A 13,414-nucleotide genomic window follows, 5' to 3' on the forward strand; every position below is an offset into this window, starting at 1 on the left:
GGCAAGAAGCTGAAGGCTATTCATATTAGAAATCTTCACGTTAGCTTTTCTAATAAGGGGTTACTAATGCGTTGATTATAAAATAACCTGGCTTTAAGCTTGTTGTCAGTTCCCAAAACGGATAATACGAACAATGGCGCTTACATCAAGCATCAGGCTAGGTAATAAGTCGTATCCCTGGGACTGATTACCTCGTTACGAAGGACATGAAGAGGGCGTTTGCATAGCAGCAGCACCCTTGCTCTGTAGGCGTACTTCTTCTTGTCTAACGTACTTCTTTTATTATGCAAATAGTTGTTGCATTTATCACCAATCTCTCTATAATACGCAGACTTTCTTTGCCATAGGCTCGCCTAGGTAGAAGGAAGTTAAATATAGGCTTGGATTTCAAGCAATAAACAGGAGTTCCGATTTGGAACTCAACGTAGATATAAGAGAACAACCGACTCCTTAAAATATTATGGATGCTTCGGCGGTTTTTTTATGCTCTTTTTAAATGCTCTTTTAATTGAGGTTTTAGAATGTCAAATCAACGCATTCGCATTCGCCTAAAAGCTTTTGACCACCGTTTGATTGACCAATCAACGGCGGAAATTGTGGAAACTGCGAAACGCACAGGTGCTCAGGTACGTGGTCCAATCCCACTTCCTACACGCAAAGAACGTTTCACTGTATTGATCTCTCCGCACGTTAACAAAGACGCGCGTGATCAGTACGAGATCCGCACCCACAAACGTCTGATCGACATCGTAGAGCCAACTGACAAGACTGTAGACGCACTTATGCGCCTAGACCTTGCTGCTGGTGTTGATGTTCAAATCAGCCTGGGTTAATCGGAAGATTAGAGAGGTTTTAGGAAAATGGCATTAGGTCTAGTCGGTCGTAAAGTGGGTATGACTCGCATCTTCACTGAAGATGGCGTATCTATCCCTGTGACAGTTATCGAAGCGACTCCTAACCGTGTTACGCAGATTAAATCTGACGAAACAGACGGTTATAACGCGCTTCAAGTAACCGCAGGCGAGAAAAAAGCTAGCCGTGTAAACAAACCAGCAGCGGGTCACTTCGCTAAAGCTGGTGTTGAAGCGGGTCGCGGTCTGTGGGAATTCCGTCTTAATGGCGGTGAAGGCGACTTTGAAGTAGGTAGCGAAATCACTGTTGATGTATTCAACGAAGTGAAAAAAGTAGACGTTACTGGTACTTCAAAAGGTAAAGGTTTCCAAGGTGGTGTTAAGCGCTGGAACTTCTCCATGCAAGACGCGACTCACGGTAACTCAATTTCTCACCGTGCTCCTGGTTCAATCGGTCAAAACCAATCACCTGGTAAGGTGTTTAAAGGTAAGAAAATGGCTGGTCAAATGGGTAATGTGCAATCCACAACTCAGAACCTTGAGCTAGTACGTGTTGACGCTGAGCGTAATCTGCTTCTAGTTAAAGGTGCAGTACCTGGCGCTATCGGCGGTGACGTTATCGTTAAACCTGCTGTTAAAGCATAAGTCCTGGAGATTTAGTGATGGAATTAGCAATTAAAGACGCGTCAGGCGCTCTTGAAGTTTCCGAAGCTACTTTTGGACGTGAGTTTAACGAAGCCTTAGTACACCAAGTAGTTGTTGCTTATGCAGCAGGTGCTCGTCAAGGTACTAAAGCTCAGAAGACACGTTCTGAAGTAAGCGGTGGCGGTAAGAAGCCATGGCGTCAAAAAGGTACTGGCCGTGCTCGTGCTGGTACAATCCGCAGCCCAATCTGGCGCAGCGGTGGTGTGACTTTTGCAGCTAAGCCGCAAGATCACAGCCAAAAAGTTAACCGTAAGATGTATCGCGGTGCGATTAAGAGCATCTTGTCTGAGCTTGTTCGTCAAGAGCGTTTAGTTGTCGTTGAGAACTTCGCTGTTGAAGCTCCTAAGACAAAAGAGCTTGTAGCTAAGCTTAAAGAGCTTGAGCTTAAAGACGTGCTTATCGTGACTGAGGAAGTAGAAGAAAATCTATTCCTTGCTGCACGTAACCTTTATAAGGTTGACGTCCGTGATGTAGCTGGCATTGACCCTGTAAGCCTAATCGCATTTGATAAGGTTCTTATTACTAAGGGTGCTGTTAAGCAACTTGAGGAGGCGCTAGCATGATCCGTGAAGAACGTCTTTTAAAAGTAATCCTTGCTCCACACATCTCTGAGAAGAGCACTGTATCTGCTGAAGAAAACAACACCATTGTTTTCAAAGTAGCAAAAGATGCAACTAAAGCTGAAGTTAAAGCAGCTGTAGAGAAGCTTTTCGAAGTAGAAGTAACTGGTGTTCGCACACTGAATGTTAAGGGTAAATCAAAGCGTACTGGTATGCGTTTCGGCCGCCGCAGCGACTGGAAGAAAGCCTACGTTACTCTTAAAGAAGGTAGCGAGCTAGACTTTGTCGGCGGCGCCGAGTAATAAGGGGAGTTAGAATTATGGCACTTCAAAAGTGTAAACCAACTTCTGCGGGTCGTCGTCACGTCGTTAAAGTGGTAAACCCTGATCTACATAAGGGTAAGCCATACGCTCCGCTTCTAGAGAAAAACTCTAAATCTGGTGGTCGTAACAACAAAGGTCGTATCACGGTTCGTCATATCGGTGGTGGTCACAAGCATCACTATCGTGTAATTGACTTTAAACGCACTAAAGATGGCATCCCAGCTAAAGTAGAGCGTCTAGAGTATGATCCAAACCGTAGCGCGAACATCGCGTTGGTTTGTTATGCAGACGGTGAGCGTCGTTACATCATCGCTCCAAAAGGTCTTAAGGCCGGTGATTCAATCCAATCTGGTGTAGATGCACCAATCAAGGTTGGTAACACATTGCCTATGCGCAATATGCCGGTTGGTTCGACTGTACACAACGTAGAGCTTAAGCCTGGTAAAGGTGCCCAGATGGCACGTTCAGCAGGTGCATACGTACAAATCCTAGCACGTGAAGGTCAATACGTGACTCTACGTCTTCGTTCAGGCGAAGTGCGTAAAGTTGAGTCAGACTGTCGCGCTACACTAGGTGAAGTAGGTAATGCTGAGCACATGCTACGTTCACTAGGTAAAGCTGGTGCTAACCGCTGGCGCGGTGTTCGTCCGACCGTTCGTGGTGTTGCCATGAACCCGGTAGATCACCCACACGGTGGTGGTGAAGGTCGTACTTCTGGTGGTCGTCACCCTGTATCTCCATGGGGCACGCCTACTAAAGGTTACAAGACCCGTAAGAACAAGCGTACTGATAAGTTCATCGTACGTCGTCGTACTAAATAATAGTTGAGGAATAGCCATGCCACGTTCTCTCAAGAAAGGTCCTTTTATTGACCTGCACTTGCTGAAGAAGGTAGAGAAAGCGTTGGAAAGCGGTGACAAGAAGCCAATTAAAACTTGGAGCCGTCGTTCAATGATCATACCTAACATGATCGGATTGACCATCGCTGTCCATAATGGTCGTCAGCACGTTCCTGTGTTTGTCACAGACGAAATGATCGGTCACAAACTAGGTGAGTTTGCACCTACACGTACTTATCGCGGCCATGCTGCTGATAAGAAAGCGAAGAAACGTTAAGGGGTTGAAGATGGAAGCATTAGCTAAACACAAATTCGCCTCTGGTTCGGCGCAAAAAGCACGTCTAGTTGCTGATCAGATCCGTGGACTACCGGTCGATCGCGCGCTAGAAATCCTGGCGTACAGCCCTAAAAAAGCGGCTGTGTTAGTTAAAAAAGTACTTGAGTCTGCTATCGCGAACGCGGAGCACAACGAAGGTGCTGACATTGATGAGCTTGTAGTAGCGAAAGTATTTGTAGACGAAGGTCCTACAATGAAACGCATTATGCCTCGTGCTAAAGGACGCGCAGACCGCATCCTTAAGCGTACAAGCCACATCACTGTTGTGGTTTCGGATAGCTAGGAGATATAAGTAATGGGACAAAAAGTTCATCCTACTGGTATTCGCCTAGGTATCTCTAAACCTTGGGTTTCTACCTGGTACGCGAATACAAAAGATTTCTCTGAACAGCTTTTTGGCGATCACAAAGTACGTTCTTTCCTTACTAAGGAACTTAAGAACGCTTCTGTGGCTAAAATCGTTATCGAGCGTCCAGCTAAATCAATCCGTGTAACAATTCACACAGCTCGTCCTGGTGTTGTTATCGGTAAAAAAGGCGAAGACGTTGAAAAGCTACGTCAAGCTGTAACTAAAATCGCTGGTGTACCTGCGCAAATCAATATTGCGGAAGTACGTAAACCAGAACTTGATGCACAACTAGTTGCTGACGGCATTGCCTCACAGCTAGAGCGTCGTGTTATGTTCCGTCGCGCAATGAAGCGTTCGGTACAAAATGCAATGCGCTTAGGTGCAAAAGGTATCAAAGTTGAAGTAAGCGGTCGTCTAGGCGGCGCAGAAATCGCACGTGCTGAGTGGTACCGTGAAGGTCGTGTACCTCTACACACTCTACGTGCTGATATCGATTACGCAACTTCTGAAGCTTCAACCACTTACGGCATCATCGGTGTTAAAGTATGGATCTTCAAAGGCGAAGTAATTGGTGGTCTTCCACTAAACGCTGAGCAAGAGAAGCCTGCTAAACGCGGACCGAAGAAAGCCAAGAAAAGTGCTAAGTAGGAGTAGCGAGTAATGTTACAGCCAAAACGTACAAAATTCCGTAAGGTGCACAAAGGCCGCAACCGTGGTCTTGCACAAAACGGTAACAAAGTAAGCTTCGGTACTTTCGGTCTTAAAGCCACTGGCCGTGGTCGTATGACTGCACGTCAAATCGAAGCAGCTCGTCGAGCTATGACACGTCACATCAAGCGTCAAGGTAAAATCTGGATCCGTGTATTCCCAGACAAGCCAATCACTGAAAAGCCGCTTGAAGTTCGTATGGGTAAAGGTAAAGGTTCTGTTGAATACTGGGTTGCTGAAATTCAGCCTGGTAAAGTACTTTACGAGATGGAAGGTGTTTCAGAAGAGCTTGCTCGCGAAGCATTTAACCTAGCTGCTCGTAAATTACCTTTCAAAACCACTTTTGTAACTCGGACGGTGATGTAATGAAAGCTAGCGAACTTAAAGACAAAAGCGTAGAAGAGCTTAACGCTGAACTTATCGAGCTTCTTCGTGAGCAGTTCAACCTGCGCATGCAAGCAAGCACTGGTCAGCTAGCTCAATCTCATATGCTACGTAAAGTACGTCGCGATATCGCGCGTGTTAAAACGGTTATCAACCAGAAGGCAGGTGCATAATGAGCGAGAAGATCCGTACTCTACAAGGCCGTGTAATTAGCGACAAGATGGACAAGTCTTTCACTGTTGCTGTGGCACGTTACGTGAAGCACCCGGTATACGGTAAATTCATGAAGCGTACAACCAAGTTGCACGTGCATGACGAGAACAACACTGCTCAAACAGGCGATACAGTTACTATTCGTGAATGTGCGCCTATCTCTAAGACTAAGTCTTGGACTTTGGTAGACGTTGTTGAGCGTCCTAAGAAAGCTTAATTTTATTAAGTTTGATTAGACGACTGAAAAGCCCCGGCATATGTTGGGGCTTTTTGTTGTTGGCGACCTTAAACCTTGGTGTCATAATGGGTTCACTTACCTAGTTTTCTCTAGCCCAGCTCGAAAAAGGGGCCGCAATGAGCACCTCAATACAAGACGTATTAATCCTTGGCAATGCGCCAATCAAAGACAATTTAGCTGCGCAGGTCGATGCCTTTGAGCGCGTAGTACGTTTTAACTTTTGTGCCGGAATGCCCGTAAATTTGGGTAGCAAGTGCACTGACTTATGGTTAACTGGACGCGGACGTCAGGCTGCAAAACTGTTGCAACAGCCTATCGCTGTGGACCCTGAGCGATTACAAAATGTGGTGATCACTGACCCGCCTGCACAGGCTGTTGTGCAATCACTATTTCGACTGATCCGTCGTCAAGGAAAGTATGATCATGGTGCGGCACTGCTGGCTAAGTTCGCCCAAAGCGAGTCTGGTTGGCGTGTTAGCAAAGAGACTCGCAAGCAGTTACTAAAGCGTTTGCATACTTATGGTAAACCGCAATATAAGCCAGTTTGTCCGAGCTCTGGTACCCTAGCGATTGACCACTTCTTACAGCAAGGCCACCGCGTTACTATCACCGGGTTTGGTTTTCAGGGGTGGAAGCGGCATCCTTGGGACTTAGAGCAGCGTTATGTTGCCGAACTTGTCGATACTGGCAAGTTACAGTGGTTAACCTGAACACAAAGCGTCGAGACGACATAGCCTTAGATATCGCTTAACTTGGCATTATGCCATGGTACTTCTAAACTGAGTTTATCAATCACAGCTGTGTCGTGTAGATGAAAAGTGCAGTACCTATTTTATTAATTCTGTTTTTGCTCTGTAGCAGCGCCAGCGCCAAGACGGTGCGATATATCGAGCCCTTTTTTGGCGATGCGACCAGTGATAACAGTTTTCATATCCAAGTTCTCAAACGTGCACTGAGTTTGTCAGAGGCCAAGTTTGGTGCAATTTCTGCGCAAGCAATAGATACACCTATGTTGCAGGGACGGCAATTTCGCGCATTGTCGCGCGCCGATATTGACGTATTGTGGTCGATGACGTCCCGTGCCCGTGAGCTTGACGCCCGACCTATTCGCATACCACTTACAATGGGACTCATTGGCTATCGCGTCTTTGTTATTAAGCAGCGAGATCGCCATCGCTTTGCCACATTAACTAGCAAAGCACAACTACAGCAACTACTTGCGTTGCAAGGCCATGATTGGCCGGATACGGAAATTATGAGTAGTAATGGTTTTAAAGTGCGTGGCGTAAGTTGGCATCAAAGTATGTATAAATTACTGGCCGAAGATAAGTTTGATTATTTTCCTCGGGGCGTCCTTGAAATTGGCGCTGAGGGGGAAGGGTTAGCGGCCTATGCGCTGACTATAGACTCCAAATGGGTGCTTCATTACCCCGCCGCAAGCTATTTTTTTGTGCGTCATGAAGATGCCTCATTAGCGCAGCGCTTAGAGTATGGTCTGGTGGCCATGCTGCAAAGCGGCGAGCTAAAAGCTATGATTCTCAATAATCCACACCATATTAATGCGTTGCGTATGCTTAACTTCTCTGATCGCGAGTTTATTCGCTTGGATAATCCGCTCCTTCCCGATAGTACACCGACGCTGGATCCGAAATATTGGCTCACGCCACAAGAATTATCTGAATTAGTGTATTAAGCGCTTGACCTTAAGCTAGGTTCAGGTTTTACAGTTTTGCTATCACACTGATAGTAAAGGAACTGAAGCATGACCCCTATGAACCAATATCTACAGGCGCTAAGTGTTCGCAACTACGAGAATTCATTCGCGCAAGTTAACCAGTTGATCCGCTCTCATTTACAGCAATTTGCCTTTAGCAGCATCAATTCGCTACTCGGTCGAACGCTGAGTTTAGCGCCTGATGATTTAACCGAAAGAGTGGTTATCAAGCGCCAAGGCGGCTACTGCTTCGAGCACAATAAGCTGATGTACACGTTACTTCAGAGCTTGGGTTATGAGGTTCGTCCAGTGATTGCCAGGGTCATGGTTAATGGTCGCAATGACAATCCCCGTTCCCATCGCTTAACCGTATTACGGTGGCAGCAAAAAACCTTTCTAGTTGATGTCGGCTTTGGCGTACTGACGCCGGCTGTAGCAATAGAGCTGGATAACACTGCTATACAGTCCGCTTTTGGACGGCAGTATCGTGTAGAGGTGCGAGATGGTGAATATTTAGTATGGCAGGTTGCGCCAGAGCAAGTGTGCTTATATCAGGTTTCTTTGGCGAGATTTTACGAACAGGATTGTGAAGTCGCTCACTTTTATAGCCACCGGCATGATAAGGCGGCGTTCGTCAATAACCTGGTGGTGTCTCGAATTACCGCTGAGCAACGATGGTTGTTGCGCAATGACAGCTTTACTCACTTTGAGCTACAACAAGGACGATGGCAACAACACCAGCAGGCTATACGCAGTGTTGATCATTTGCACTGTTTGCTGAGCAATCAACTGCAGATCAATATTAGCTTGGCAGATTCGCAGCTGCTTTTTCAGCGCTTTGTGAATAAAGTCGAGGCAATAAAAAGCCGCGCATAATGCGCGGCTTGATGCATTTAAGCGACCATTTGTCGCAGCACGTATTGCAAGATTCCACCGTGCTTGTAGTAATCCCACTCTTTGGGCGTGTCTATCCTTACATCGGCTTTAAACTCGGTTTTATTGCCATCCTCGTCGGTGGCTATAATCTCAAGTTCATCGGCTTTATCGAATAGGCCATTAATATCGAAGGTTTCTTTGCCGGTTAGCCCCAGCTCTTCGTACCCTTCGCCTTCTTTAAATTGCAGGGGTAGCACGCCCATGCCGATTAGGTTCGAACGGTGTATACGCTCATAGCTTTTTGCAATCACGGCTTTTATGCCTAGCAATAAAGAGCCCTTTGCAGCCCAGTCACGCGAAGAACCTGTGCCGTACTCTGCGCCAGCAAGCACGATCAATGGCGTGCCTTGCTCTTGGTACTGCATCGCGGCATCGTAAATACTGGCAATGTCATCCTCGGGTTGAGTGCGAGTAATACCGCCCTCGGTGCCGGGGGCAAGCTGATTGCGCAGGCGGACATTGGCGAAGGTACCACGCATCATTACTTCGTGATTACCGCGACGTGAGCCGTAGGAGTTAAAGTCGCCTTTAGCTACGCCATTTTCAAGTAAATACTGACCTGCGGGAGCATCGGCTTTGATGGCACCTGCTGGTGAGATATGGTCGGTCGTTACCGAATCGCCTAACTTGGCCAGACAGCGCGCGCCTTCAATAGTTGGAATACCCGGGGCTTCTTTACTCATGTTGTCAAAGAAAGGCGCTTTACGGATATAGGTTGAGTCGTCGCTCCACTCGTAACGCTTTGCCTCTGGCACCTTAATATTGCGCCAGCGTTCGTCGCCTTTGTAAACGTCGGCGTAGCTCTTGGCAAACATTTCTTTGGTGACAGTCGATTTAACCAAATCAGCCACCTCGCTAACCGATGGCCAAATATCTTTTAGATAGACATCATCGCCATTGCTATCTTGTGTCAGTGGCTCGTTGTATACATCTATATCGGTGCGCCCGGCGATAGCATAAGCGACGACTAAGGGCGGCGAGGCCAAAAAGTTCATCTTCACATCTTGGTGAATACGACCCTCGAAATTACGGTTACCGGAAAGAATCGAGCTTACCACGAGTTTGTGCTGAGAAACGGCTTCTTGAATTTCATCAGGTAGCGGGCCAGAGTTACCGATACAGGTTGTACACCCGTAGCCTACTAGGTTAAAGCCAAGGGCTTCCAAGTCGTCCATTAATTCAGCTTTTTTCAGGTAATCAGTGACCACCTGAGAGCCTGGCGCTAAAGACGTCTTCACCCAAGGCTTAACGTTTAGCCCCATCTCTTTGGCTTTTTTCGCGACCAAGCCCGCAGCAAGAATGACACTGGGGTTGGAAGTATTGGTACAGCTAGTGATCGCGGCGATGACGCAGGCACCATCGTTTAACTCGAATTCTTCACCCTTGTAGTTTACTTTGGCAACACCGGTGACCTCAGGTTCAGTTTTAGACTGCTTCGGTTGTCCGCCTTCGGAAACGATACGAGCTTCGTCTTCAACTTCCAATGCTTTCTTCTCTGCGCGTTCATCTTGGAAGCCGCGCAGATGTTTGGTAATGGTGTCACCCGCTTCATTGAGCGGAATGCGGTCTTGTGGGCGTTTTGGCCCTGCTAAGCTGGGTACAACGTCACCTAAGTCGAGCTCCAAGGTGTCGGTGTACATAGGTTCGTCGCCTGGCTCTCGCCACATGCCTTGATGTTTGGCGTAAGACTCAATGAGTTCGATTTGCTCATCGCTGCGATTTGTGAGCTTAAGGTACTCGAGTGTTTCTTGGTCAATCGGGAAAATACCGCAGGTGGCGCCATATTCTGGTGCCATATTAGCGATAGTCGCGCGGTCAGCGAGCGGCAAGTCTGCCAGGCCGTCACCGTAGAACTCCACAAATTTACCTACAACGCCTTTCTCTCTGAGCATCTGCGTCACTGTGAGTACTAAATCGGTAGCAGTGGTGCCCTCGGGCAGAGCGCCTTTGAGTTTGAAACCAATCACTTGTGGGATCAGTAGACTTATTGGTTGGCCTAACATCGCTGCTTCGGCTTCGATACCGCCCACACCCCAACCTAATACACCTAGGCCATTAATCATGGTAGTGTGTGAATCGGTGCCCACGAGGCTATCGGGGTACGCTACGCGCTGGCCATTATCCTCTTTGGTAAACACTACGCGTGCTAAATATTCGAGGTTAACTTGGTGAACAATACCGGTTGCCGGTGGCACAACTTTCAGGTTATCAAAAGCTGTTTGCCCCCAACGTAAAAATTCATAGCGTTCTTTATTGCGCTCGTATTCAAGTTTGGCATTCAGGTCAAAGGCACCGTCTTTACCATAGCTATCAACTTGGACCGAGTGGTCAATGACTAACTCAGCCGGCGATAACGGGTTAATCTTGCTGGGGTCGCCGCCTAATTGCTCCATGGCATCGCGCATGGCCGCTAAGTCGACGATAGCCGGTACACCAGTGAAGTCTTGCATCACTACCCGAGCGGGTGTGAAGGCGACTTCTTTACTTGGCTTGGCAGTAGGGTCCCAATCAAGCAGAGCTTGAATGTCGTCTTTGGTAATGTTTTCGCCATCTTCATGGCGCAGGAGGTTTTCGAGTAAAATTTTCAACGAAAATGGTAAACGTTTCGCAGCATTACCGAGCGGACGAAGAGAGTGGATATGATATTGCTCAGCATTAACAGTAAGCTGTTCAAGCGTTTTGAAGCTGTTGTTCATTGTGACCCCTTTTATTTTTCCATTATTCCTTCATGGGTAACGCAAGATGCGATCCAACATGAATAATGCCCTTGGTTATGACTAAATTTTAGTCATAAATTAGAAGTGGGGTAGAAAAGGATGTTTTCAAGGGGTCTTAGGCTATCCAAAAGAAATAGGCTTGCGTCCAGTGCGCTCATCTCGTTGTGGCTTTTTGGCTTTTTGTTTTTTTGCAGGAGTGTGGGTTTTAGCCTCTGGATGGGGCTTAGGTTGTCGTTGCACCATATTCTCTGCCGCGCTTAACGCAAATAGCTCGCCATTGAAATACAAGGTGTCTCCTGCACGCATCTTCTTGCGCTTTTGTGTGCAGACCTCTCCGTTAACACCTACGTAGCCGTCGGCGATAAGTAGTTTAGCATGGCCACCACCTTCGGCTAAGTCGAGCACTTTTAAGAGCTTACATAGCTCAATAGGCTCTTCCTCTAATTGCACTTCAATCATGTCGTCATTCATAGTTGAACCAAAGCGAATCGTTATTACGTACAGTATACCCGATAGGCTGCACCACAATGAGAAAATTTGCACTGAACTCATGCAAAATTTACCACTCTAACTGCTGTGACCTTCATGAAAGTGCCATTGAGGCCTATTAAAATAGCGCTTTGAGATTTTGGCGCAGTATTTGCTGGTAAGTGCCAGCCAAATATTTCAGGTAGGTGTAATGGCCCACCAACTTTAACAAATGGAGCTAAGAAAATGGGCGCAAGACAAGCTGTATTCGAAGAGCTTTTAAGTAGTAAATTTGCAGACCATTGCAGTGCAGAGCAAGTCCGTACATCGTTAACACGTGCTATTAAGGCTAATTCGCCACAACGTGAGTTGCTCTTCACTTTGTTATCTCGTTTTAATGACAATCATAACCGCATTCTGTACCAAGGGCACAGTGGCGAAGCTGAGCTTACTTATTGCCACCATAAGCTGTTCAAAGAAGTCACTTATCATAAAGATAGCATCAATAAGTGGTTGGCGAATCACGGTGTAAATACAGTAAACCTTTAGCCACTACAATAGTGAGTTTATATACGAGCAGCACCTTGTGCTGCTTTTTTAATTGCTGTAAATTAATTGATTACAAATGTAATCAATTGGTGAGTAATGAAGGAATTATTACTTTTTATCGGTATTTTCGTTTTGGCAGGCTGCCAAAGTGCTCGCATTCATATAGTCGCGCCGAGTTTTGATAAGCAGCAAAAGCAGCAGCTAGCACAGCATTTTGCTGATCAAAACTTGAAGGTTAACTTTGCTCAAGGAGTGCTTGCCCCGAGCGAGTTCAATGAGGCAAGCATCACCATGAGCCCAACATTTGCTGACTTCAAGTTATTGGGCTTAGTAAAGGATGCGCTGCGCAGCGCAGGTTATTACAAGGTGGACGAACTGCGTTTCGCTCAGCAGCAACAGTTTTATTATGAAGGGCACATCGGTGTCTATTTATTGTTACCTAAAGAGCAAAGGTTGCCTTTATATGTGGAGAGCGAGGATTGCACCCCTTATCGCACGTTAATGCTAACGCCAGAGGGTCGATGGCAGCTTGATGATTTTGTCTCAAAACCTCTCGCTGGTACTTGGCGTCGCCAAGGTGAGCGTGTGGTTTTAACTAGCGATAGCGGCGTTGATACCCACCTTCATTATGAGCGTACCACGCGGATAACCTATCAGGGAGAGCGCCCGGCGCATGTACTTAAAGCGTTGCCAGGCACACAAGGTGCATTCAAGTGCACCTTTGTTGCTATTAATATGAATTAAAGTCGTATTAGTCGTTTAATGCGCTAACGATGAAGTACGGATTGAGGTAACTGTCTTTTTGGTTATAGCGCAGTGGCTCACCTTCAATCGTTGTGACCCGGGCTCCGGCAATTGCGGCAACAGCGTGCCCGGCGCCGGTATCCCACTGGGATGTCGGCCCTAAACGTGGGTAGATATCAGCTTCTCCTTCGGCAACTAGGCATAGCTTGAGCGAGCTGCCTTTAGCGACCATATCCACCTCATCGAACTGAGTAAGGTATTGCGCTAACTCCTCAGATGGGTGCGAGCGACTGCCGACTACTCTTATTAACCCTTGGTTTTGCTTCGCCGTCACTTTAAGCTCAATGCGCTCTTCGCCTTGTTGTTTAAAGGCGCCAATCTCTTTTGCAGCAAGATAGCTGACTCCCAGAGCGGGTGCATCAACGACACCCAGTACCGGCTCACCCTTGTCAATCAGCGCAATATTGACTGTGAACTCACCATTTTTCTTGATAAATTCTTTGGTTCCGTCGATAGGATCAACGAGCCAGTAACGTTGCCACTGCTGGCGCTGCTGCCATGAAATACCCGCGTTTTCTTCGCTGAGAATGGGAAGATCTGGAGTCAGTGCTTGAAGCCCTGCGACGATCACCTTGTGAGCCGCTAAATCGGCTTCAGTGACCGGGCTTTTATCATCCTTATACTCCACGGCGAAATCTTTATTATAGATTGTCATCGCAGCTTGGCCTGCGTCACGAGCAAGGTCGAGGATATTTTCTAGCAACTCTGGAGGGTTCATA

At 47.0% G+C, this 13,414-nt stretch carries 19 protein-coding genes; 16 read left to right on the forward strand and 3 right to left on the reverse strand.

Translation table 11 applies throughout. From position 1 onward, the window contains the following. Positions 1-521: 521 nt before the first annotated feature. The 14 genes from rpsJ (at position 522) to W04_RS17065 (ending at position 8,097) form a co-directional block, all read left to right on the forward strand. The gene (rpsJ, locus tag W04_RS17000) at positions 522-833 is read left to right on the forward strand and encodes a 30S ribosomal protein S10 (protein ID WP_010376390.1); all 312 of its coding nucleotides are present in this window, start codon (positions 522-524) and stop codon (positions 831-833) included. Between the two features lie 27 nt (positions 834-860). Then, the gene (gene rplC, locus W04_RS17005) at positions 861-1,496 is read left to right on the forward strand and encodes a 50S ribosomal protein L3 (RefSeq protein WP_022944317.1); all 636 of its coding nucleotides are present in this window, start codon (positions 861-863) and stop codon (positions 1,494-1,496) included. 17 nt (positions 1,497-1,513) lie between these two features. Continuing rightward, complete coding sequence (gene rplD / locus W04_RS17010) at positions 1,514-2,119, forward strand: 50S ribosomal protein L4 (protein ID WP_022944316.1); 606 nt, start codon at positions 1,514-1,516, stop codon at positions 2,117-2,119. Then, positions 2,116-2,418 carry a 50S ribosomal protein L23 gene (gene rplW, locus W04_RS17015; protein ID WP_022944315.1) on the forward strand — a complete coding sequence of 101 codons (303 nt, stop codon included), beginning with the start codon at positions 2,116-2,118 and terminating at the stop codon, positions 2,416-2,418. The genes rplD and rplW overlap by 4 nt, the downstream gene beginning before the upstream one ends. 17 nt (positions 2,419-2,435) lie before the next feature. Then, a complete protein-coding gene (gene rplB / locus W04_RS17020) occupies positions 2,436-3,260 on the forward strand; it encodes a 50S ribosomal protein L2 (protein ID WP_022944314.1) in 825 nt (274 codons plus the stop codon). Between the two features lie 16 nt (positions 3,261-3,276). Beyond that, positions 3,277-3,555, forward strand: a complete 279-nt coding sequence (gene rpsS / locus W04_RS17025) for a 30S ribosomal protein S19 (RefSeq protein WP_010367084.1) — start codon at positions 3,277-3,279, stop codon at positions 3,553-3,555. A gap of 10 nt (positions 3,556-3,565) precedes the next feature. Continuing rightward, positions 3,566-3,898 (forward strand): 50S ribosomal protein L22, encoded by a 333-nt coding sequence (gene rplV, locus W04_RS17030; protein ID WP_022944313.1) that lies wholly within the window; start codon positions 3,566-3,568, stop codon positions 3,896-3,898. Between the two features lie 12 nt (positions 3,899-3,910). Beyond that, the gene (rpsC, locus tag W04_RS17035) at positions 3,911-4,612 is read left to right on the forward strand and encodes a 30S ribosomal protein S3 (RefSeq protein ID WP_022944312.1); all 702 of its coding nucleotides are present in this window, start codon (positions 3,911-3,913) and stop codon (positions 4,610-4,612) included. Positions 4,613-4,624: 12 nt separating this feature from the next. Further along, entirely contained in the window at positions 4,625-5,038 is a 414-nt protein-coding gene (gene rplP, locus W04_RS17040; protein WP_022944311.1) for a 50S ribosomal protein L16, read from the forward strand. After that, on the forward strand, positions 5,038-5,229 hold the full coding sequence (rpmC, locus tag W04_RS17045) for a 50S ribosomal protein L29 (RefSeq protein WP_022944310.1): 192 nt from the start codon (positions 5,038-5,040) through the stop codon (positions 5,227-5,229). The genes rplP and rpmC overlap by 1 nt, the downstream gene beginning before the upstream one ends. After that, on the forward strand, positions 5,229-5,486 hold the full coding sequence (gene rpsQ, locus W04_RS17050) for a 30S ribosomal protein S17 (RefSeq protein ID WP_022944309.1): 258 nt from the start codon (positions 5,229-5,231) through the stop codon (positions 5,484-5,486). The genes rpmC and rpsQ overlap by 1 nt, the downstream gene beginning before the upstream one ends. A 137-nt stretch (positions 5,487-5,623) precedes the next feature. Further along, the gene (locus tag W04_RS17055) at positions 5,624-6,217 is read left to right on the forward strand and encodes a hypothetical protein (RefSeq protein ID WP_053911712.1); all 594 of its coding nucleotides are present in this window, start codon (positions 5,624-5,626) and stop codon (positions 6,215-6,217) included. A 101-nt stretch (positions 6,218-6,318) separates the two neighbouring features. Further along, on the forward strand, positions 6,319-7,200 hold the full coding sequence (locus tag W04_RS17060) for a hypothetical protein (RefSeq protein WP_053911713.1): 882 nt from the start codon (positions 6,319-6,321) through the stop codon (positions 7,198-7,200). A gap of 69 nt (positions 7,201-7,269) precedes the next feature. Further along, positions 7,270-8,097 carry an arylamine N-acetyltransferase gene (locus W04_RS17065; RefSeq protein WP_053911714.1) on the forward strand — a complete coding sequence of 276 codons (828 nt, stop codon included), beginning with the start codon at positions 7,270-7,272 and terminating at the stop codon, positions 8,095-8,097. A gap of 17 nt (positions 8,098-8,114) precedes the next feature. On the opposite strand, the gene acnA is transcribed toward W04_RS17065, so the two are convergent. After that, positions 8,115-10,853: an aconitate hydratase AcnA gene (gene acnA / locus W04_RS17070; RefSeq protein WP_053911715.1), complete on the reverse strand. Its 2,739-nt coding sequence runs from the start codon at positions 10,851-10,853 to the stop codon at positions 8,115-8,117. Positions 10,854-10,994: 141 nt separating this feature from the next. Then, entirely contained in the window at positions 10,995-11,345 is a 351-nt protein-coding gene (locus W04_RS17075) for an RNA-binding S4 domain-containing protein (RefSeq protein WP_045979796.1), read from the reverse strand. Positions 11,346-11,588: 243 nt separating this feature from the next. Here W04_RS17075 and W04_RS17080 point away from each other — a divergent pair, with 243 nt between their 5' ends. Then, positions 11,589-11,891, forward strand: a complete 303-nt coding sequence (locus tag W04_RS17080; RefSeq protein WP_022944303.1) for a hypothetical protein — start codon at positions 11,589-11,591, stop codon at positions 11,889-11,891. A gap of 96 nt (positions 11,892-11,987) precedes the next feature. Next, positions 11,988-12,635 carry a hypothetical protein gene (locus W04_RS17085; protein ID WP_053911716.1) on the forward strand — a complete coding sequence of 216 codons (648 nt, stop codon included), beginning with the start codon at positions 11,988-11,990 and terminating at the stop codon, positions 12,633-12,635. A 7-nt stretch (positions 12,636-12,642) separates the two neighbouring features. On the opposite strand, the gene cysQ is transcribed toward W04_RS17085, so the two are convergent. After that, positions 12,643-13,413, reverse strand: coding sequence for a 3'(2'),5'-bisphosphate nucleotidase CysQ (gene cysQ, locus W04_RS17090; protein WP_053911717.1), 771 nt, complete (start codon positions 13,411-13,413; stop codon positions 12,643-12,645). Between the last annotated feature and the right edge of the window lies 1 nt (position 13,414).

This window comes from Pseudoalteromonas sp. SW0106-04, from assembly GCF_001293805.1.
GTDB lineage: Bacteria > Pseudomonadota > Gammaproteobacteria > Enterobacterales > Alteromonadaceae > Pseudoalteromonas > Pseudoalteromonas ruthenica.